Source organism: Martelella mediterranea (genome assembly GCF_004342225.1).
GTDB classification, from domain to species: Bacteria; Pseudomonadota; Alphaproteobacteria; order Rhizobiales; family Rhizobiaceae; genus Martelella; species Martelella mediterranea_B.
In genome coordinates this window covers 16073-35279 of the sequence record NZ_SMAR01000019.1, presented here as the reverse complement: position 1 = coordinate 35279, position 19207 = coordinate 16073, and the positions used below count along the sequence as shown (strand labels likewise).

16 protein-coding genes and 1 pseudogene are annotated in these 19207 nt (G+C 55.6%); 11 read left to right on the top strand and 6 right to left on the bottom strand.

Going from position 1 to position 19207, the window contains the following annotated elements; all coding sequences use genetic code 11:
- From EDC90_RS12715 to EDC90_RS12700, 4 genes and pseudogenes are all read right to left on the bottom strand, one after another.
- Positions 1 to 690, bottom strand: a complete 690-nt coding sequence (locus EDC90_RS12715) for an HAD family hydrolase (protein ID WP_132312163.1) — start codon at positions 688 to 690, stop codon at positions 1 to 3.
- 123 nt (positions 691 to 813) lie between these two features.
- Positions 814 to 1730: pseudogene (locus tag EDC90_RS12710) on the bottom strand (NAD-dependent epimerase/dehydratase family protein).
- A complete protein-coding gene (locus tag EDC90_RS12705) occupies positions 1727 to 2587 on the bottom strand; it encodes a glycosyltransferase (protein WP_132312159.1) in 861 nt (286 codons plus the stop codon). The pseudogene EDC90_RS12710 and the gene EDC90_RS12705 overlap by 4 nt, the downstream one beginning before the upstream one ends.
- 4 nt (positions 2588 to 2591) lie before the next feature.
- Entirely contained in the window at positions 2592 to 3812 is a 1221-nt protein-coding gene (locus EDC90_RS12700) for an NAD-dependent epimerase/dehydratase family protein (RefSeq protein WP_132312157.1), read from the bottom strand.
- A 212-nt stretch (positions 3813 to 4024) separates the two neighbouring features.
- On the opposite strand from EDC90_RS12700, the gene ybgC reads away from it, so the two are divergent.
- From ybgC to EDC90_RS12640, 11 genes are all read left to right on the top strand, one after another.
- Positions 4025 to 4501, top strand: a complete 477-nt coding sequence (gene ybgC / locus EDC90_RS12695; RefSeq protein ID WP_132312155.1) for a tol-pal system-associated acyl-CoA thioesterase — start codon at positions 4025 to 4027, stop codon at positions 4499 to 4501.
- Positions 4502 to 4793: 292 nt separating this feature from the next.
- Positions 4794 to 5513, top strand: coding sequence for a protein TolQ (tolQ, locus tag EDC90_RS12690; RefSeq protein ID WP_132312143.1), 720 nt, complete (start codon positions 4794 to 4796; stop codon positions 5511 to 5513).
- A 27-nt stretch (positions 5514 to 5540) separates the two neighbouring features.
- Positions 5541 to 5993, top strand: coding sequence for a protein TolR (gene tolR, locus EDC90_RS12685; protein ID WP_132312141.1), 453 nt, complete (start codon positions 5541 to 5543; stop codon positions 5991 to 5993).
- A 9-nt stretch (positions 5994 to 6002) separates the two neighbouring features.
- The gene (locus tag EDC90_RS20905; protein ID WP_165972836.1) at positions 6003 to 7112 is read left to right on the top strand and encodes a hypothetical protein; all 1110 of its coding nucleotides are present in this window, start codon (positions 6003 to 6005) and stop codon (positions 7110 to 7112) included.
- Between the two features lie 77 nt (positions 7113 to 7189).
- The gene (gene tolB / locus EDC90_RS12670; RefSeq protein ID WP_132312137.1) at positions 7190 to 8497 is read left to right on the top strand and encodes a Tol-Pal system beta propeller repeat protein TolB; all 1308 of its coding nucleotides are present in this window, start codon (positions 7190 to 7192) and stop codon (positions 8495 to 8497) included.
- 307 nt (positions 8498 to 8804) lie between these two features.
- Positions 8805 to 9353 carry a peptidoglycan-associated lipoprotein Pal gene (pal, locus tag EDC90_RS12665; protein ID WP_132312135.1) on the top strand — a complete coding sequence of 183 codons (549 nt, stop codon included), beginning with the start codon at positions 8805 to 8807 and terminating at the stop codon, positions 9351 to 9353.
- A gap of 157 nt (positions 9354 to 9510) precedes the next feature.
- Positions 9511 to 10371, top strand: coding sequence for a tol-pal system protein YbgF (gene ybgF / locus EDC90_RS12660; RefSeq protein ID WP_132312133.1), 861 nt, complete (start codon positions 9511 to 9513; stop codon positions 10369 to 10371).
- Entirely contained in the window at positions 10365 to 11735 is a 1371-nt protein-coding gene (gene tilS, locus EDC90_RS12655; RefSeq protein WP_132312131.1) for a tRNA lysidine(34) synthetase TilS, read from the top strand. Before ybgF ends, tilS begins: the two co-directional genes overlap by 7 nt.
- A 94-nt stretch (positions 11736 to 11829) precedes the next feature.
- Positions 11830 to 13791 carry an ATP-dependent zinc metalloprotease FtsH gene (gene ftsH, locus EDC90_RS12650; RefSeq protein WP_207903905.1) on the top strand — a complete coding sequence of 654 codons (1962 nt, stop codon included), beginning with the start codon at positions 11830 to 11832 and terminating at the stop codon, positions 13789 to 13791.
- A 317-nt stretch (positions 13792 to 14108) separates the two neighbouring features.
- On the top strand, positions 14109 to 15467 hold the full coding sequence (gene glmM / locus EDC90_RS12645; protein ID WP_132312129.1) for a phosphoglucosamine mutase: 1359 nt from the start codon (positions 14109 to 14111) through the stop codon (positions 15465 to 15467).
- A 354-nt stretch (positions 15468 to 15821) separates the two neighbouring features.
- Positions 15822 to 16928 (top strand): linear amide C-N hydrolase, encoded by a 1107-nt coding sequence (locus tag EDC90_RS12640; RefSeq protein WP_132312127.1) that lies wholly within the window; start codon positions 15822 to 15824, stop codon positions 16926 to 16928.
- Positions 16929 to 17081: 153 nt separating this feature from the next.
- Here the strand turns inward: EDC90_RS12640 and EDC90_RS12635 are convergent, their stop codons facing one another.
- Together EDC90_RS12635 and EDC90_RS12630 are read right to left on the bottom strand one after the other, a co-directional pair.
- Positions 17082 to 17906, bottom strand: coding sequence for a glycosyltransferase family 25 protein (locus tag EDC90_RS12635; RefSeq protein ID WP_165972835.1), 825 nt, complete (start codon positions 17904 to 17906; stop codon positions 17082 to 17084).
- Between the two features lie 279 nt (positions 17907 to 18185).
- Positions 18186 to 19187, bottom strand: a complete 1002-nt coding sequence (locus EDC90_RS12630) for a tyrosine-type recombinase/integrase (protein WP_132312123.1) — start codon at positions 19185 to 19187, stop codon at positions 18186 to 18188.
- Positions 19188 to 19207 lie beyond the last annotated feature (20 nt).

Here is a 19207-nt window from a genome sequence, read left to right as displayed (position 1 = left end):
TTATACCAGTCCCGACCACTCATTCAGGGCGGTCAAAACGGCATGAAGGTCTTCCATCCGGTTGATGGTTGTTTCCGCACCGGCTTCCATAAGGCGGTCTGCATGGGAAGGATATGTGTGTGATCCGCCGGTAAAGCCGATCACCCGCATGCCAGCAGCTTTCGCCCCGGTGATACCGTGTACGGAATCCTCAATCACAATGGTCTTTTGCGGCTGGGCGCCCATTTGTTCTGCACCATGCAGGAAGATATCAGGTTTGGGCTTCACGCGATCCGGCCCAAGGTCTTCAGCTGAGAAAATGTTGGGTGCGAATAGGTCGTAAAGGCCAACTTTGGTCAGCATCATTTTCAGGCGGCCGGTACTGGAGTTCGAACAGATGCAGCGCGGTTCGCTCACCTGGGCGACGGCCTGACCAGCACCGGGAATCGCTTTGAGCTCTTTTTTGATCCGCTCATCAAGAATACTGTGAGACTGGTCCAGAAGCGTGGCCTGCAACGGAATAGAGGCCTCATGCTCGACTGCCAGCAGAATATCGCGCCAGGTCAGGCCAGCGAAGCGTTCACCAATCTCTCCTGCGGTAATCGGATAGCCAGCGTCGGTCAGAAGCTTGGCTTCAACCTGAGCTGCGAGAATTTCGGAATCGACCAGAACGCCATCACAGTCAAAAATCACAAGATCAAAACGGCTCATTAAAATATCCTGTCGGTCATATAGGTTTGTGAGCAAAAGTCTGAGCTTTTGAAACTTTCTATCAGATCTAGTTGTTTCAGGCCGTCTTCTCAAGGAAAAGGCGGTCGCCCGGTTGCACAATAATCACGTTCCAGCTTTTAGCTTCGGCGATCGAGGAAGTCGGAAATCAATGCCTCAAGTGTCGCATCAAAGAGGGGAATGCCACCGGTGCGCCACCCCAGAGCATTCAGCTTTGCGGTGGTCATTACGCTGACGCCTTCATGATCGCCCCGTTCCGGCAGGGGGCGGGACCCCGCGATAGCAGATTTCAGCGGCGATAAAATTGCGCGCGTGTCGGTGACGATGTCCGAGACGTTGAAGGCTTTTCCGCTGACCTTATAGACAGGGGCGGCAGCGACGGTGAGAGCGGCTCGGGCAAGGTCGCGTCCGTGCACCTCGCTGCCAGCCCGTGCTGCAACCGGTTCACCTTTCATATAACGCTCAAACAGATCGTGCCACTTATTCGGCGACAGGTCGCCGTAAACGCCGGTCGCACGCAGGCTGGTCGGGACAAAGCCCGGCGCGGCAAGTTCGGCGATGGCCTGTTCGGCCTCCCATTTGACTTTGCCATAAAGACTTTCCGGCTCTGGCGTCATGCTTTCGGACAGTTCCGTGCCAGCTGGATAGCCATCATAGACGGCGCGGCTGGACAGAAAGACGGCACGATTGATACCCGCACGTCTGGCGGCCCTGAAGAGAGCGATTGTGCCATCGCGGTTTTGCCGGATGAAGCCTTCCGGGTCATCGCCTTCGCCACCGCGATAGCGCCCTGAAACATGCTGAAAAGCGGCGTGGACAAAAATATCGATGCCATCGAAAATCGCGGTCTGATCGCGGTCCGGATCAAGTGTCAGCGGTCTGAAACCGACTTTGCTGTAAAACAGATCCTCCGCAGGACGTGTGCGCCCTGCGACGGTGACGCTGAAACCGGCAGCCAGACATTCTTCGACAATATAACGGCCGACCAAACCTGTGCCGCCGCTCACAAGGACGTGCTTCATTTTGCTTCGGCTGGGTTCTCAAGCGTTGTTACGTCGGGAATGGCATCACCATCGAAATAGGCCCACCAAAGGTCGATCAAGGGCTTCAACTGCTCTGCGCGTGGATTCTCTTCTTCCCACGGTTTTTCATACTGGTAGTGCAGCACGCCAATTTCATCCCAGCGCCAGAGTTCCGGCAGGTTGAACCAGACATATTGCAGCATATTCATGAAGACCGGCAGGCCGTGCCAGTCCGGGAAAAACGCCTGAAGAAAGGTCTGGTCGGTGCGCCGCCAGAAGGCGTCCGTTGCGTCCAGCGCTTCCAGCATCGCTTCGAATGTTGCTTCTGACGGCCGCGCGACAAAAACCCCGGAGTTCAGCCGGTGAAAGTCCGCGATCGTTTCATAAACATTCGGGGCGGCTGAAAATTCCGGATAGAAAAACAGTTTATCGATATTCTGCAGGACCAGTGCATCAGCATCAATGAAGACTGTTGCGCTGTATTCCACCAGCTGCCAGAGGCGCAGCTTGCAGAAATTGTCGAGCGGCGTGTGAAATTCCGGCTTGCGGCCCTTGGTGAACGGGGCGTTGCCATGAATCTCCTTGCGTGCATGGCGCGCGTTGAATGCGTCAGATGTTGGAAGATGATCTGCGGCAATCAGCCGGCAACCGATCTCTTCCAGTGGTTTCAGCGCAGCATCCGGTGTGCCACCGGTATAAAGCACGACAACATCGGCAGGCGTGCCGGTCAGAAAGATGGAGCGCGCCAGTGCCAGCGCGCCCATGGCATAGTCATTGTTGGTGACAAGCGTGACGAACGCAAAAGGAGAGTTTGCCTCCGCCGAGCGGCGAAGGCTTTCATTCTGTATCTCAGCCATATTTTCAGGAAACCGATTTCAGTGATTTGCCTTCGGGATCGCGATTGATCGTCGATGCGATATCCTTTGTCCAGGCCGAAACGGCCGGAACACGGCTGCGGTCGACGCGGTAAGCATACTTTTTGGCAATTTCCACGATCTCTTCCAGAAGGCCTTCTTTCAGCGTGATCGGGTCGAGGCCGAGGGCGATGAACTTGTCGTTTTTCACGATCAGCTCGTTTTCCGGTGCTTCCTTGCGTGGGTTGGGCAACCAGGCGATTTCAGTTCCGCTCATTTCAGAAATCATTTTTGCCAGATCACGGACCCGGTGGGTTTCCGTCATCTGATTGAAGATTTCGACGCGCGAATTACGTTCCGGCGGGTTTTTAAGCGCCAGCTCGATGCACCGAACAGAATCCTGAATGTGAATAAAGGCACGCGTCTGGCCACCAACACCATGGACAGTCAGCGGATAGCCGATTGCAGCCTGTATAAGGAAGCGGTTCAGTACTGTGCCGTAGTCACCATCATAATCGAAGCGGTTGATAAGCTGCGGGTGACGCTTGGTCTGTTCTGTATGTGTGCCCCAGACAATGCCCTGATGCAGGTCGGTGATCCGCAAACCGTCATTCTTGGCATAAAAGGCAAAAAGAAGCTGATCGAGGCACTTCGTCATATGATAGATCGAGCCGGGATTGGCCGGGTACAGGATCTCCTGCGATACCTTCTCGCCCGTGACCGCTGTGATGTCGACTGGCAGGTACCCTTCCGGGATGGCAGCGCCAACCGTGGAATAACCGTAAACACCCATCGTGCCGAGGTGAACGATGTGAGAATCAAGGCCAACTTCAACGATTGCGTTCAGCAGATTGTGCGTAGCACTTACGTTGTTATCGACCGTGTAGTTTTTGTGCCGGTCCGACTTCATTGAGTAGGGGGCTGCACGCTGTTCAGCGAAATGGATAATCGCATCCGGCCGCTCATCCGCCAGCCACTGCTTCAGGATCTCGTAATCCTTTGCCAGATCGATCAGATGAAAATGAATGCGGCGACCGGTTTCGGCCTGCCAGATACGTGTACGTTCCTGGATGGAATCCATCGGTGTCAGCGACTGAACGCCAAGCTCGGTATCGATCCAGCGGCGCGAAAGATTATCGATGATGTGGACATCGTGTCCGGCATCCGAAAGATGCAGGGATGTCGGCCAACCGACAAATCCGTCTCCGCCCATAACCGCGATTTTCATTGGCGTCTCTCCGATCAGTTCTAAAGAAAACTCAGGATTCAGTTTGTATTGAATTCAGTATGACATAAATGCGATGAAATTGTTACACAAGCGCCCTTTGCCATAACCTGTACGCCTCTTGCAGCTTTGCCCCGTGCGCCTCAATGGAGCGCTTGCGGAGCATTCCGGGCGTGGCGTATGAAGCGATCTGATACACGACAGTGAGGTGTGCCATGGGTTCGAGCAGCAATATCGATTTTGAAGCGGTGCCGTTGAGCGGCTGGCTTGAAGGGGGTGAGCACCGCCTGCGTCAACGCATTTATTATGAAGATACCGATTTTTCCGGCATCGTCTATCACGCGCGGTATCTGCACTTCTTTGAACGCGGGCGGACGGACTATCTGCGATGCCTCGGCGTTGAGCAGGGTGCGCTACATGATTATGATGAAGAGGGTCTTGCCTTCGCGGTTCATCATATGGATCTGAAGTTCATCCGTCCCGCGCGCATGGATGATATACTGCTGATCACGACCCGGACAAAGAAGGCGACCGGTGTACGCCTTATCCTTGAGCAGGCGATTTATGCTCATGATACGCTTCTAACCACAGCAACAGTGACAGTCGTGATTATCAACAAGGCGGGCCGGGCGCGCCGTATGCCCGATGATCTGGCCAAGACGCTGCAAAGCGGCGGGCTTGATAAAACTTGAATATTATGTGAAGGAATTGCGCCGCAATTCGGTTCTCCACCTTCCTTGCCCTGAAAATCACAGGTTTTCGTGCCGGGGGGCGGGCTGGAAGTAACCGGGCGTTAACTACGTCTGTGTTTAATGCGTTTTCAGGTTTATTGGGCATGAATGCCAACCTTTCACCACGTTTGTGTTAGAGGAAGGCGATAAATGATGTTTCCAAGCACACCGGAAGTTCAAACCGCGTCTTGCAGGCGACTCTAATCTGTACTGCCCGGTGCGCCGGGCTCATATATTCAAGGACACGCGTCACATGGAACAGCTTGGGTTGGAAGCAGCACATACCGATGTCGGCCTTCTGGCGCTTTTTTGGCAGGCCGGTCTGATTGTCAAACTCGTCATGCTGGGGCTGATCGCAGCTTCAGTCTGGACCTGGGCAATCGTGATCGAAAAGATCATCGCCTATAACAAAGAGCGTCGCGCCTATAACCAGTTTGAAGATGCTTTCTGGTCCGGCACATCGCTGGAAAAGCTCTACAGTACACTTTCGGAACGGAAGACCTCCGGCATGGCTGCAATTTTTGTTTCCGCCATGCGCGAATGGAAGAAATCATTCGAGCGCGGGGCACGCACGCCGGTCGGCCTGCAAATGCGCGTCGATAAGGCCATGGATGTTGCGATCCAGCGCGAATCCGATGCGCTTGAGGCCCGGTTGGGCTTTCTGGCCAGTGTCGGTTCAGCAGCGCCATTCATCGGCCTTTTCGGTACCGTTGTGGGTATCATGACGTCGTTTCAGGCCATTGCGGGTTCGAAATCGACCAATCTGGCGGTTGTCGCGCCGGGTATTGCCGAAGCGCTTCTGGCGACGGCGATCGGTCTGGTTGCGGCTATCCCCGCGGTGATTGCCTATAACAAGTTCTCCGCTGATGCCGGCAAGCTTTCTGCCCGCATGGAAGGCTTTGCAGACGAGTTCTCCGCGATCCTGTCACGGCAGATCGATGAGAAAATGCAGTCCCGTCCGGCTGCCGAGTAACGCCTGAAACCAAAGGAGATCAACGATATGGGAATGTCCATGGGATCGGGCGGATCAGGCGGCGGACGGCGTGGGCGCCGCCGCGGCCATCGCGCTCCGGTCAGTGAAATCAATGTCACACCACTCGTCGACGTCATGCTGGTGTTGCTGATCATCTTTATGGTGGCTGCACCAATGATGACAGTTGGCGTACCGATCGATCTACCTGAGACACAGGCACAGGCGATGAATTCCGATACGCAGCCGATCACGATTTCGGTGACGCCTGACGGAAAGATATTCCTGCAGGAAAGCGAAATCGGCATTGATGAAGTGGTTCCAAAGCTCGAAGCAATTGCGACAACGGGATACAGCGAGCGCATTTATGTGCGCGGCGATGCCAATGCCGGTTATGGCACGGTCATGAAGGTGATGGCACGTATTTCGTCTGCGGGCTTTAATAATATCGGGCTTGTGACACTACAGGAACAGGATAGCTGATTAGCCGCCATGAAGCGCAGCCTCGCCATTTCATTTGTTCTGCACTGTCTGGTCCTTGGCTGGGCAGTGTTTCTGCTTGGCGCACCTGCCTCATTCGAGGTTGCAGATGTCGAGGCGTTGCCGGTTACCCTCATACCGGTTCAGGACGTGACGCAAGTTCAGCAGGGCGATGACAGTGCCGAACTGACGGATCAGCCCGCACCGGTGCCAACCAAGCGTCCCGATGAAGTGGCCGACGCCACAAATGTCGGCAATAACGATATCGATCTGGACACGCAGGAAAATGCCGAGGCTTCCGATGTGGAGCAGGAAGCCGCCGCTCCGCCGAAGCCCTCGGAGAGCGTTCAGAATGAGGTTGCGCCGGAAGAAAGTGCTCCGCCGCCGGTTCCCGAGCCTGCGCCTCAGCCGGAGCCTGAAGCTGCGGCTGCACCGGAGCCGGAGCCAACCCCGGAACCAGAACCGAAACCGGCGCCTGCTCCTGAAGCTGTAGAGACCCCTGAACCTGCGCCGGCACCAACGCCGGAACCGCAGGTCGCGGAGAACGAACCGGAAGCCCAAGAGCCGCCGCAAGAACTCGTCTTTCCGGACCAGGCGCCGCTTCCTGAAAGACGGCCGCAGCAACAGGTTGCCGAGCAGCCGCCGAAGCCTGATACAGATACGCAGACGACTGCATCAACGACGAGCGAAAGCAGTGATAATTTCAACGTCGATGAAATCTCTGCACTTTTGAACAGGGCAGACAGTCAGGGCGGTGGTGCCGCGCGCTCTCAGGCGGAAGCCTCACTTGGCACGCAGACTTCGACAAGTGCTGCCCAGTTATCTCAAAGTGAACTGGATGCCCTTCGCGGGCAGATCCAGCGCAACTGGTCGATCCTTGCCGGGCTCGATGGCGCGGAAGGCGTTCGGATCCGTATTCATATTCGTCTCGATCCTTCCGGGGCTATTATCGGGCAACCGGAAGTCACCGCGACGGGTGGAAGCGAAAGCGCCCGCAACATTCTGGCCGGTGGCGCGCGCCGTGCCGTGCTGAAAGCATCACCATTCGTCAATCTTCCGCCTGAAAAATATGAAGCCTGGAGAGAAGTCATCGTGAACTTTGATCCAAGTCAGATGTTATAACTGAATAATCCGGAACCGCTGGGGTGCGCTCTATCAATCGCAGCAACCGGCAGAATCGCTGAAAGGCAAGTCCGATCATGCTAAAACGCTGTCTAATGTTCCTTTCTGTCACCTATGCAGGGCTGTCTCTGCTGTTTGTGGCGCCCGCAAATGCTCTGGTGGAGATCGATGTTTCGCAGGGCAATGTCCAGCCATTGCCGATTGCGATTACCGATTTTGTCTCCGATGACGGGTTGGGAATTCAGATATCAGATGTGGTCGCAGCAGACCTGAAACGTTCCGGTCTTTTCAAGCCGATCGACAAGTCTGCGTTTATCCAGAATATCGCCAACCCCGATGATATGCCACGCTTTGAGGACTGGCGGCTTCTGAATGCCGAGGCGCTCGTCGTTGGGCGCGTCACGCAGGAGGCCGATGGCCGTCTAAACGTTCAGTTCAGGCTCTGGGATACCTATGCAGGGCAGCAGATCATTGGCCAGCAGTTTTATACGCAGCCGGACAAGTGGCGCCGCGTTTCGCACATCATTGCTGATGCAATCTACAAGGCGCTGACGGGTGAGGACGGTTACTTCGACAGCCAGATTGTGTTTGTTTCTGAATCCGGTCCCAAGACCGACAGAAAGCGCCAGCTGGCGATCATGGATCAGGACGGCCATAATGTCCGCATGCTGACCAACGGGCAGTATATGGTTCTGACGCCTCGTTTTTCACCGACACAGCAAGAGGTGGCCTACATGTCCTACGAGACCGGCCAGCCCCGTGTTTACCTCTGGCAGGTCGACACAGGTCAGCGTGAGGTTGTCGGTAATTTTCCCGGTATGACGTTTGCACCGCGTTTCTCGCCAGACGGCCAGCGCATTATCATGAGCCTCCAGCAGGATGGCAATGCCAATATCTATACGATGGATCTGCGGACCCGCGCGACAACGCGGCTGACAAGTTCGAATGCCATCGATACCTCGCCATCATATGCGCCTGATGGTCAGCAGATTGTGTTTGAAAGTGACCGTGGCGGCCGTCAGCAGCTTTATGTCATGAACGCAGACGGTTCCAACCAGCACCGCATTTCCTTCGGTGACGGCAGCTATTCGACCCCTGTCTGGTCTCCGCGTGGTGACCTGATCGCATTCACCAAGCAATCCGGTGGAAAATTCTCGATCGGTGTGATGAAACCTGATGGCAGCGGTGAGCGGATTCTCACGACAGGCTTCCATAATGAAGGGCCGACATGGGCGCCAAACGGCCGGGTTATTATGTTCTTCCGACAGAATGCCGGTGAGGGCGGTCCGCATCTCTATTCAATCGATCTGTCCGGTTATAACGAGCAGAAAGTGCCGACACCGAACTATGCTTCAGATCCGGCCTGGTCGCCGCTTCTGAACTGATGGAGGAAGGGGGCGGTCCGTTCAGCAAGCTTTGCCTGCGGACCGTTTTTTACCAGATGTTAACGAAGTTTGTTTGTTACAGGTTAACGATGCTATGGTATCGCAAATGACAGACCAGTTGTCCCTTCGAGGTCTGCCGGGCGGTCGATGACCTGTCCTGCTTGAGGGGGAACCCGGATTGTGCGCCGGGCAACCGTAAAAAGCGCTGCAAGAGATTGATGATTGCCGACATTTAAACGAGTTCTTTTGATGAGTGGGCGTCGTTTGTTAGGTCGGAAGAGTTTTAAACGCATGAAGGAGAGCGGCGATGCGCCGAGCCATGTCCGGGGCACAAACCCTGTCGAAAAAGAACGCAATGAAGCCCGCCATTGTCGCGCTTTGCGCGGTTATGGCGCTGGGGCTTGCAGGTTGTGCCTCGCGCGGTGATCAGCAATTGCCGGGCAGTGGTGCTCAGGCTGCCGGTGCCAATGGTGGTATTGCTTCACCGGGTAGCGCCCAGGATTTTGACCTGAACGTCGGTGATACCGTCTACTTTGAAACCGATTCTTCCGCGATAACACCGATTGCTGCGAAGACGCTCGACAAGCAGGCGCAGTGGCTGATGCGGTATCCGAACTACGGCATCCGTATCGAAGGCCATGCCGATGAGCGCGGGACGCGCGAGTATAACCTGGCGCTTGGTGCGCGCCGTGCCACCGCAACCAAGAACTATCTCGTCTCACGTGGTGTTCCCGCATCACGCATCAGCACGATTTCCTATGGGAAAGAGCGTCCTGTCGCGACCTGCGACAATATCAGTTGCTGGTCGCAGAACCGCCGGACTGTCACGGTCCTGCAGGGTGGGGCTGGAAGCTGAGACCTGCCGACTTGAATTTTTCAGAAAACCGGCATTCGTGCCGGTTTTTTTGTATCTTGTGATGAAGATGTCCGGGTTTTGTCCTAAATAAGGACAGAAAGTCTGGCTACGCGGTCCAGAAATACGTCACGTGATATTGCGGATTGGAACATTTGCTATGAAAAAAGCTGTTTTATGCCTTTTGACAGGCTTTGCTATGGTCAGCGTTCAGCCCGCTGCATACGCGCAGGGTTTTTCTCTGTTTCCCGGCAAGGGCAACCAGAATGGCGGCAATCAGGCTGTGCAGGTTCAGGGCACCGATTCCTCGATGCGGGTCATGCAGCTTGAAGAACAGGTGCGTGATCTGACAGGTAAGATTGAAGACCTCAATTTCCAGATGCTCCAGATGGAAGAAAAACTGCGGAAGATGCAGGAGGATATGGAGTTCCGTCTTCAGGATATTGAAAGCGGTGCTTCAACATCCGGCTCGACGCAGAGTGGAAACGCGTCGTCCGCCAGCACGCAATCCGCCAACACGCAATCCGGTAGTGTGGACAGCAATCAGAGCAGCTCAGATAGGACTGCCTCATCGGGGTCGGCAGGTAACACTGCATCATCACCTTCTTCGACGCTTCCCACGGCAGCTGAAGGCAGTGGTGATGACGCACAGTTTTATAAAACTGCCTATGACCTGATCCTTTCAGGAGACTATCCTCAGGCCGAACAGGCTTTCGGAGAATTCGTTCTGTCTTATCCGGAAAGTCCGCTGATTCCCGATGCCAGTTTCTGGTTGGGTGAGTCGATGCTGGCACAGCAGAAGTATAATGACGCGGCCCGCACTTTTCTAAACGCCTACAAGGCCTATGGTGAATCCGACAAGGCGCCTGAAATGCTGCTGAAACTTGGACAGTCTTTGGCTGGGCTTGATAACAGGGACGCTGCCTGCGCAACCTTCTCCGAGGTTCCCGTGCGGTATCCTGAGGCCAGTCAGGCCGTTCTGAGTAAAGCCAAGTCAGAAATGTCTGATCTGGGATGCTGACAGACGGTCCGGCTGAAAGCGGGATCGGCTCTGATCCCACTGACGCCGCACATAGTTTCATTTCATCGCTGAAGCCGGACTGTCTTGTTCTTGTTGCTGTCTCCGGCGGGAGCGACTCGGTCGGGATGCTGGTTGCACTTTGCGAAGCTGTTGAGACCTGCGCGCGCACGGATGTCCGACTTGCAGCCGTTACCGTCGATCATCGGCTCCGGTTGGCTTCTGCGGAGGAGGCTGAAGGTGTGGCTGCGCTTAGCGCCCGTCTTTCTGTGCCTCATGAGATCCTCAGCTGGGATGACGAAAAGCCTTCAACCGGCGTGATGGCAGAGGCGCGTCATGCGCGATACCAGATGCTCGCCAGGTATGCAGAAACCATTCGCGCTGATGTGATCGTTGTCGCGCATACGCTTAACGATCAGGCCGAAACGCTTTTCATGCGGCAACAGCGTAAGTCCAGCGATGCGGCTTTGCCAGCTTCCGGTATGGCATCCTCAACGCTCGTGGCAGCAAGGCACTGGGTTGCCCGACCGTTTCTTTCTGTTGAACGGGAGCCGATACGTCAATTTCTGCGGTTGAGGCGCATTCGCTGGGTCGATGATCCGAGCAACAGCGACGCGCATTATGAGCGTGTACGTGTCCGCAACCGGCTTATTGACAGCAGCGAGAGGCGTATGCTTGCCGAACGCGCAGAAGCAGCCGGTCTCAGACGAACGCATGTCTCAGAACAAGCGGCAGAGCTTTTTGTCAAAAGCTGCAAAATCCACGCGGGTGTGGTCGCAGAAATCAGTGTTGCGCCTTTGCTCGATACGCCTGAGGCCGGGCGCTACCTGTTGAGCACGCTTCTGGCTGTCATCGGTGGCAGGCCTTATGGTCCCGGCGGCGATGTGCTTGCTCGTGCCATGCTTTTTTTAAAAGATGGCCACAAGGCCCGCATGACAGGTGGGCGTTGTCTTCTGGATAGGCGCGGGGATCATCTCTTCATTCTGCGTGAAGCGCGGGATGTGCCTGAATGTGAAATCGCAGCCGGTGAGACAGGCCTCTGGGATCACCGTTTTCGAATTGAAAACCGGTCTGGCATCACGCTGGCAGTGAGACCGGCAAGCACGGTTTGCAAGTCGGCAGACATAGAGAAACCAGTTTGCTCTGATTTGCCACCAGGGATCCGCAAGACGTCACAGAAGGTCTTTCCTGTTATCAACAATGATGTTGCTGCCGCAGAAACAGAGATTACACCATTTCTTGCGCCGTTTGACCTGTTTTTGCCGTTGTTTGACCTGAAACTGGCACGCAGTGTTGCAGCCGGTTTCAATCGTGTGCCATATCCGGATCGATCTTTTGTGCATTTGCCAAATGAAAAAGATTCTTGATGGTCCCTCGTCTTGGCAAGACATGTTGCCAACCCTATGTTAGAGGGCAAATAAGCGGCCTGACAGTGCCGTCCATGAGAATTCGGGGAGTTTAATGAACCCAAACCTACGCAATATAGCACTGTGGGCTATCATCGCGCTTCTACTGGTCGCGCTGTTTAGCATGTTCCAGTCGGCACCTTCGCATGATGGTGCCAGCCAGGTGGCTTATTCGCAGTTCGTCAGTGATGTCGACTCCGGCAAGGTCAGAAGTGTGACCATTACCGGCAATGACATAACCGGGACGTACTCGTCGAATGGTCAAAATTTCCATACCTACGCCCCGGTCATTGATGACTCGCTTCTCAATAAGCTGGAGACCAATAGTGTCGATGTGACGGCAAAGCCGGTCGATACCGGCTCGGGCGGCATTCTGAGCTATGTCGGAACGCTTCTGCCAATGCTTCTGATCCTTGGCGTCTGGTTGTTCTTCATGCGCCAGATGCAGGGTGGTTCCCGCGGCGCCATGGGCTTTGGCAAGTCGAAGGCTAAGCTTCTGACCGAGGCACATGGCCGGGTGACATTTGACGATGTGGCCGGCGTGGACGAAGCCAAGCAGGACCTTGAAGAAATTGTTGAATTTCTGCGCGACCCGCAGAAGTTTCAGCGTCTCGGTGGCCGTATTCCGCGCGGCGTTCTGCTGGTCGGCCCGCCCGGTACCGGTAAGACGCTTCTGGCCCGGTCTGTTGCGGGGGAAGCCAATGTACCGTTCTTCACGATCTCCGGTTCCGACTTCGTTGAAATGTTTGTCGGTGTCGGTGCGTCGCGTGTCCGCGACATGTTTGAGCAGGCAAAGAAGAATGCCCCCTGCATTATCTTCATTGACGAGATCGATGCGGTTGGCCGTCATCGCGGTGCCGGTCTTGGCGGCGGCAATGACGAACGTGAGCAGACTCTGAACCAGTTGCTGGTCGAGATGGACGGCTTCGAGGCCAATGAAGGCGTGATCCTGATCGCCGCCACCAACCGCCCCGATGTTCTGGACCCGGCTCTGCTGCGTCCCGGCCGTTTCGACCGTCAGGTTGTTGTGCCGAACCCGGATATTGTCGGTCGCGAGCGGATTCTGAAGGTCCATGCGCGCAACACCCCGCTGGCTCCGAATGTCGACCTCAAGGTCGTTGCCCGTGGTACCCCCGGCTTCTCCGGTGCTGACCTGATGAATCTCGTGAACGAAGCTGCTCTGATGGCGGCACGGCGCAACAAGCGCCTTGTCACAATGCAGGAGTTCGAGGACGCCAAGGACAAGATCATGATGGGCGCTGAGCGGCGGTCTTCTGCAATGACCGAGGCAGAGAAGAAGCTTACTGCTTATCATGAGGCCGGACACGCGATTGTCGCTCTGAAAGTTCCGGTTGCGGATCCTGTTCACAAGGCGACGATTATTCCGCGTGGGCGTGCGCTTGGCATGGTCATGCAGTTGCCGGAAGGCGATCGCTATTCGATGAGCTACAAGTGGATGGTTTCCCGTCTGGCCATCATGATGGGGGGTCGTGTTGCCGAAGAAATCACTTTCGGCAAGGATAACATTACGTCCGGTGCGTCATCTGATATCGAGCAGGCGACAAAGCTTGCCCGTGCGATGGTGACCCAGTGGGGCTTTTCGGATGAGCTCGGTCAGGTTTCCTATGGTGAAAACCAGCAGGAAGTCTTCCTTGGCCATTCGGTGTCGCAGAGCAAGACCGTCTCCGAATCGACCGCTCAGAAAATCGACTCCGAAGTGCGGCGCCTGATTGATGAAGCCTATATCGAGGCGACCAATATCCTGAAGGACAACCATGACGGTTTTGTTGCCATTGCCGAAGGCCTTCTCGAATATGAGACGCTTTCCGGTGACGAAATCAAAGCAATCATGCAAGGCGAGAAGCCATCGCGCGATCTTGGCGATGATACGCCGCCCTCACGCGGCTCGGCGGTTCCATCCATGGGGCCGAAGAAGGCAGCGCCGACGGATTCTGGCGAAAAATCTGAGGATTCTGACGCCAAGAAGGGTGATGATGGAGAGCCGCAGACACCCTGATTTCGGGCTTAAGCGTTTACGTATTGAAAGAGGCTGCCGTTTACCGGTAGCCTTTTTTGTGACTGTGTTTCGCCCCGCAGATAGAGCGCCATGCATCCGTTCGGGTGCACAAAGGACGCTTTTACCTATTGAATCTAAGCATCGCCGGTAACGCCATATTAGCGTTATTGACTTAAATTTACGTGCGAAAGTGCCTGTTTTCTGCCAATTGGTGCCTTATTGAGAAAAGGCAGGGCCGGAAGGTCATTTCTTTCTGCCCCATGAACAAAAATCTGAAACGCCGTTTTGCAGACGGCGTGGAGAAGGATTGAGAACTTATGACGCGCAAATATTTCGGAACCGATGGTATTCGTGGCCAGTCCAATATTTTCCCGATGACACCTGATCTGGCGATGCGCGTCGGTGTTGCGGTTGGCACGATTTTCCGTCGCGACGACCATGCGCATCGTGTCGTGATTGGAAAGGATACACGCCTTTCCGGCTATATGATCGAAAACGCGCTGGTCGCCGGATTTACGGCTGCTGGTATGAATGTCTACCTGCTGGGGCCGATCCCGACACCGGCGGTTGCCATGCTTACCCGTTCGCTGCGCGCTGACGTCGGTGTCATGATTTCTGCGTCTCACAATCCCTATGCAGATAACGGTATTAAGCTGTTCGGTCCGGATGGCTACAAGATGTCTGATGAGATCGAGGCCCGGATCGAAACCCTTATCGACAGAGACAATTTTTATGCCCAGCTGGCCAAACCGAACGAGATCGGGCGGGCAAGCCGCGTTGATGGCGACATCTATCGCTATATCGAGTTTGTCAAACGGACTTTGCCGCGCGACGTAACCCTGCACGGGCTCCGCGTGGTTGTGGATTGCGCCAATGGCGCTGCCTATAAGGCGGCGCCGACTGCATTGTGGGAGTTGGGCGCTGATGTCGTCACAATTGGCACAGAGCCCAATGGTGTGAATATCAACAAGGATTGCGGCTCAACCAGCCCGAAGGCCTTGCAGCAGAAAGTTCATGAGGTGCGTGCCGATATCGGTATCGCGCTCGATGGCGATGCAGATCGGGTCATCATTGTTGACGAGAAAGGCGAGATCATCGATGGCGACCAGCTGATGGCGGTGATCACCAAGAATATGGTGGAAGACGCGGCCCTGAAAGGAAATGGCCTTGTTGCAACCGTGATGTCAAATCTCGGCCTCGAACGCTATCTCGGCGAAATGGATCTTGAACTTGTTCGCACCAAAGTTGGCGACCGTTATGTTGTCGAGCATATGCGCAAGCACGGCTTCAATGTTGGTGGCGAACAGTCAGGCCATATTGTGCTGTCTGATTTCGGGACGACCGGCGATGGGCTCGTTGCTGCATTGCAAATCCTTGCCGCGGTAAAACGCGCTGACAAGCCTGTGAGCGAAGTTTGCCGCCGGTTCGAGCCTGTTCCCCAGCTTTTGCGTAATGTTCGGATTGTACCTGGAGCAACGCCGCTGGATGATGCAGGCGTCAAGAAAGCTATTTCGGCAGCGGAAGCGGAGCTGAAAGGGAAGGGGCGTCTGGTCATCAGGCCTTCTGGTACTGAGCCGCTGATCCGCGTGATGGCCGAAGGTGACGACCCGGCCCAGGTTGAGCGCGTCGTGTCAGATCTGATTGATGTGATTGGCAATGTTCGCAATGCCGCCTGACTTTGATGTCGAGGGCGAGATGACGGTTTATGTCCGGCGTGGCGGATGATGCACCGTCCGCTCGCTCGTGCTAGAATGACCTTCCCTGCCGTATTGGCCTGCTTTTGCGGCTTATCTGCGCCTCATGCGCGACCGCGGTTCTCCGGGGCTGAGCCAGACCAATTCTGGTAATTCGCTCTCCGGTTCGTTGACGCTTTCGCTTTTCCCTGACTACTCATAATGTCAGCCTCGTTGGACGTCCCTCGTCCGCGCTGACAGGGTGTAGCAGGTCGTTTCGGCATCGGCGGCGTCTGTTTCCCTGAGCGGCAGAGCGGAGCTGCATCAAAAACAGTGGCACCAAAGGAAACCCCTTTCATGAAGCGTTACTTTTCAAATAGCAGCAGGATCATCGCTGCTGCGACAATTTTAGCCATTCTGTCGGCTTCGGTGGCGCAGGCCTGCACAGGCATTACGCTGACGGCGAATGACGGCGATATTGTGCGTGCACGCACGATGGAGTTCAACATTGATCTTGATGCCTCCGTCATTCTGGTGCCGCGCGGCACGGAACGCACCGGAGCAACGCCGGACGGTGAGAACGGCCTTGGCTGGAATGCCAAATATGCCAACATCGGCGCCAATCCCATGGGCATGCCCTATCTCGTGGACGGCGTGAACGAAAAGGGCCTTTCGATGGGCCTGTTCTATTTTGCCCAGGCTGCCGAATACCAACCTTACGAGCCTCAGAATGCCGACAAGACAATGGCGTCCTGGCAGCTTGGATCTTACATCCTCGACAACTTCGCGACGGTTGAAGAAGTGAAGGCTGCGCTTTCGGATATCGTCGTTGCCCCGGTCGTCTTCAAGCAGTTCAACATGGTCCTGCCTGTCCATTTTGTCGTGACCGACGCTTCTGGCAAGACGATTGTTATCGAATATGTCGGCGGGGAGCTGCAGGTGACCGACAACCCGCTTGGCACATTCACCAACAATCCGCCATTCGACTGGCACATGACCAATCTGCAGAACTACGTCAATCTCGGCGTCGACAATGTGCCGCCGCAAAAGCTTGGCGACGTCACGATCCAGGGTCTCGGTCAGGGCACGGGCCTGCTCGGCATGCCGGGTGACTTTACCTCGCCCTCGCGGTTCGTGCGCGCTGCGATCTACTCCCATGGCGTGGAACCGAGCAAAACCGGCAACGACGCGATCTTCCAGGCCTTTCACATCCTCAACAATTTCGACATTCCGCGCGGCGTTGCGCGCGAGGAGGAAAAGGACGAGCACGGCAACACTGTTTCCGACTACACGCAGTGGACCTCGGCTGTCGATACAGCCAACAAGCGCTTCTTTTTCCGGACCTATGACAACAGCGACATCCGCTTTGTCGACCTGATGAAGCAGGATCTGGACGCATCGGACATCAAAACCTGGCAGATGAGCGGCTATGAAACCGCCACCGAGCTCGGCGCACCGGAATAAACCTGGAAATGCAACGGGAGACGGGCGGCGTCATGCCGCCCGTTTCAGCAAGGTTCGGTTGTCCCGCGGCCCGCATTGGGGTCATGGTCTTTTTCCGGCCGCAAATGTGCATACAGGTAAAAAATACTGCTTTCTTCCCCTTTCGAATCGACGCTACCGGAAATCAATCGTCCGGCGCGTGTTGCCTTTCAGCCAGTGGATGAAAGGGGCAAGCATTTTGCCGGTGCGACGCTTCAGTTTTTGCCGGAGGTAAGTGCTAAAACCCAGAGCCTTGAGGTTCTTTGGCGGCACCCGGCGGTTTGCCTGAGCTTTTTCGGCGGTGATTTCCGAGACAATCTCTGTTCGCCTGGGATCACTTTCCGGCAGGCACTGATCCTGAACGCAGAGTGCAGGTTCTAACTGGTAGATCGTGAGTGAAAGATTAGCCACCGCTCCGGGTGTGAACATGAACGTATCGACGGCCATGCCGATGCGGGCGCTTTCAGCCAGCAGCTTCTTCATGCCAGCGCGTGTGACAATGTAGCCACCTGTTCCCCAGTGATCGCTGTGAAGGTGGCGAAGTATGATCCCCGGTCTGATCTGGTGGAAATGCTTTGAAACAGCGACCTTCTTGAAAACGGTTTCCAGCTTGATGATATCGGCATCTGGCGGTAGCCAGTCATTCACCGAATTCAGAACCGTGCTGGCATGATCGGCAAGGTGGACGTCATCTTCAAAAACGGCAACCCAGTTGAGGTTGCGGTTCACACCTGTCTCCCAAATACCCCGGTGGCTTAAGAAACACCCCACTTCCGAGGGCAGGAGCGGGCGCTGCATTTCACGGTCAGAAACAGTCACATCTGCAATTTGTTTGGCAGTCATCGCTCTGGCATCAGTGGCGACGAAACGTTCGAAGGCGATACCCTGTTTGGAAAAGGCACGACTCATCTGTTCAAGCCGGTGGTGGCTTTGTTCCAGATTAATCAGGAAGACTTTCATTGAAGAGCCTTTTTTCACTGACTTTGTAAAAAAAACAACCGACTTGCAAACAGCCTGCATCTGCCGTTTCGCATAATATGCAGGGTTCAGTAATCTTGCTTATGGCATAAAACAAAACCTGCGTTTCAAAGCAATGTCGTTATTTTATGGAAGCTATTGCAGTGACATGCCGCCTTCGCGCGGTGGTCACGCGATTTTCCACTTGCTATTTTTTCGATGCTCCCGTATCAGCGATGGCGGGACACCTCTCCCCAACGAGGGATGAGCGAAAAAGCGGTATCATTTTGATATCGCTTTTATTTTTGTCTTGTTGTCAGCTTCTTGTGTCAAATTTGTGCCAACGATGCGCTCTGTGAGGGTGTCGTCGTCCATGGCGTGGCCGTAGGTGCGGAAGACGTGTTCGGGCGTTGCCCAGCCGCCGAGCTTGGCGACTGTGACCGGGTCGACGCCGGCATGTAGGAGTGCTGTCGCGAAGCCGTGACGGCAGGCGTGGAATGTCAGGTCTTCGATGCCTGCTCGGGTGCAGGCCTTGCGCCATTGCGGCTTGACGGTGTGGCGCGACGAATATTTGAATACCTTCGCTGAACGCTCCCGGTTGCTTTCGATGTTGGCGATGGCGGCCACGAGAACGGGCGGCAGGTGCGGGCGGCGCTCGGCGCCGACCTTTGTCTGCCGGATCAGGACTCTGCGCTCAGTGAGGTCAATGTCTGCCCAGGTGACGGCGAGCGCTTCTGATATGCGCGCGCCTGTCAGGAACATGAAACAGGCCAGCGCGCCAAGGTGGGGATTGGCGGATCCCATGAAGGCGGCAATCCAATCCCAGTCCGCCGGCTTCTTTTCCTTGCGGGTAACGGGAAAGCGCTTCACGCGGATATGCTGGCAAAGCTCCAGTTCGGCGGCATGGTTGATGATGGCCTGGGTTGGCACGATCACATGCCGGTTTCTGGTGGCCGCCGATGCGTTGGGATAGAGAATGATGGAGGATTGGCGGATGGCGCCGGCGGTGATGTCCTTGACGCGCGTGTCGCGCCAGTGGGCGGCGATCTTGTCGATGAAGCGGTGCGGCTTGCCCGCATCGAGGTAAAGGTTCGCGGCCTGAGCGAAGGTCAGGACGGCCGCTGGTCCATCGAGATGACCTTTCCACGCTTCCGCTTCGCGCTCGGCTGCGATTCTTTGCGCTGTAGCTTTGTCAGACGTGCCTGTAGATCCGCGTAGCCGCCGACCGGCAACGCTGCCCCTGTAGTGCCAGATGTCGCCTCTGAGGTGGAGCTTGAGGGACATGGTCGCGTTGCCTCCATGAT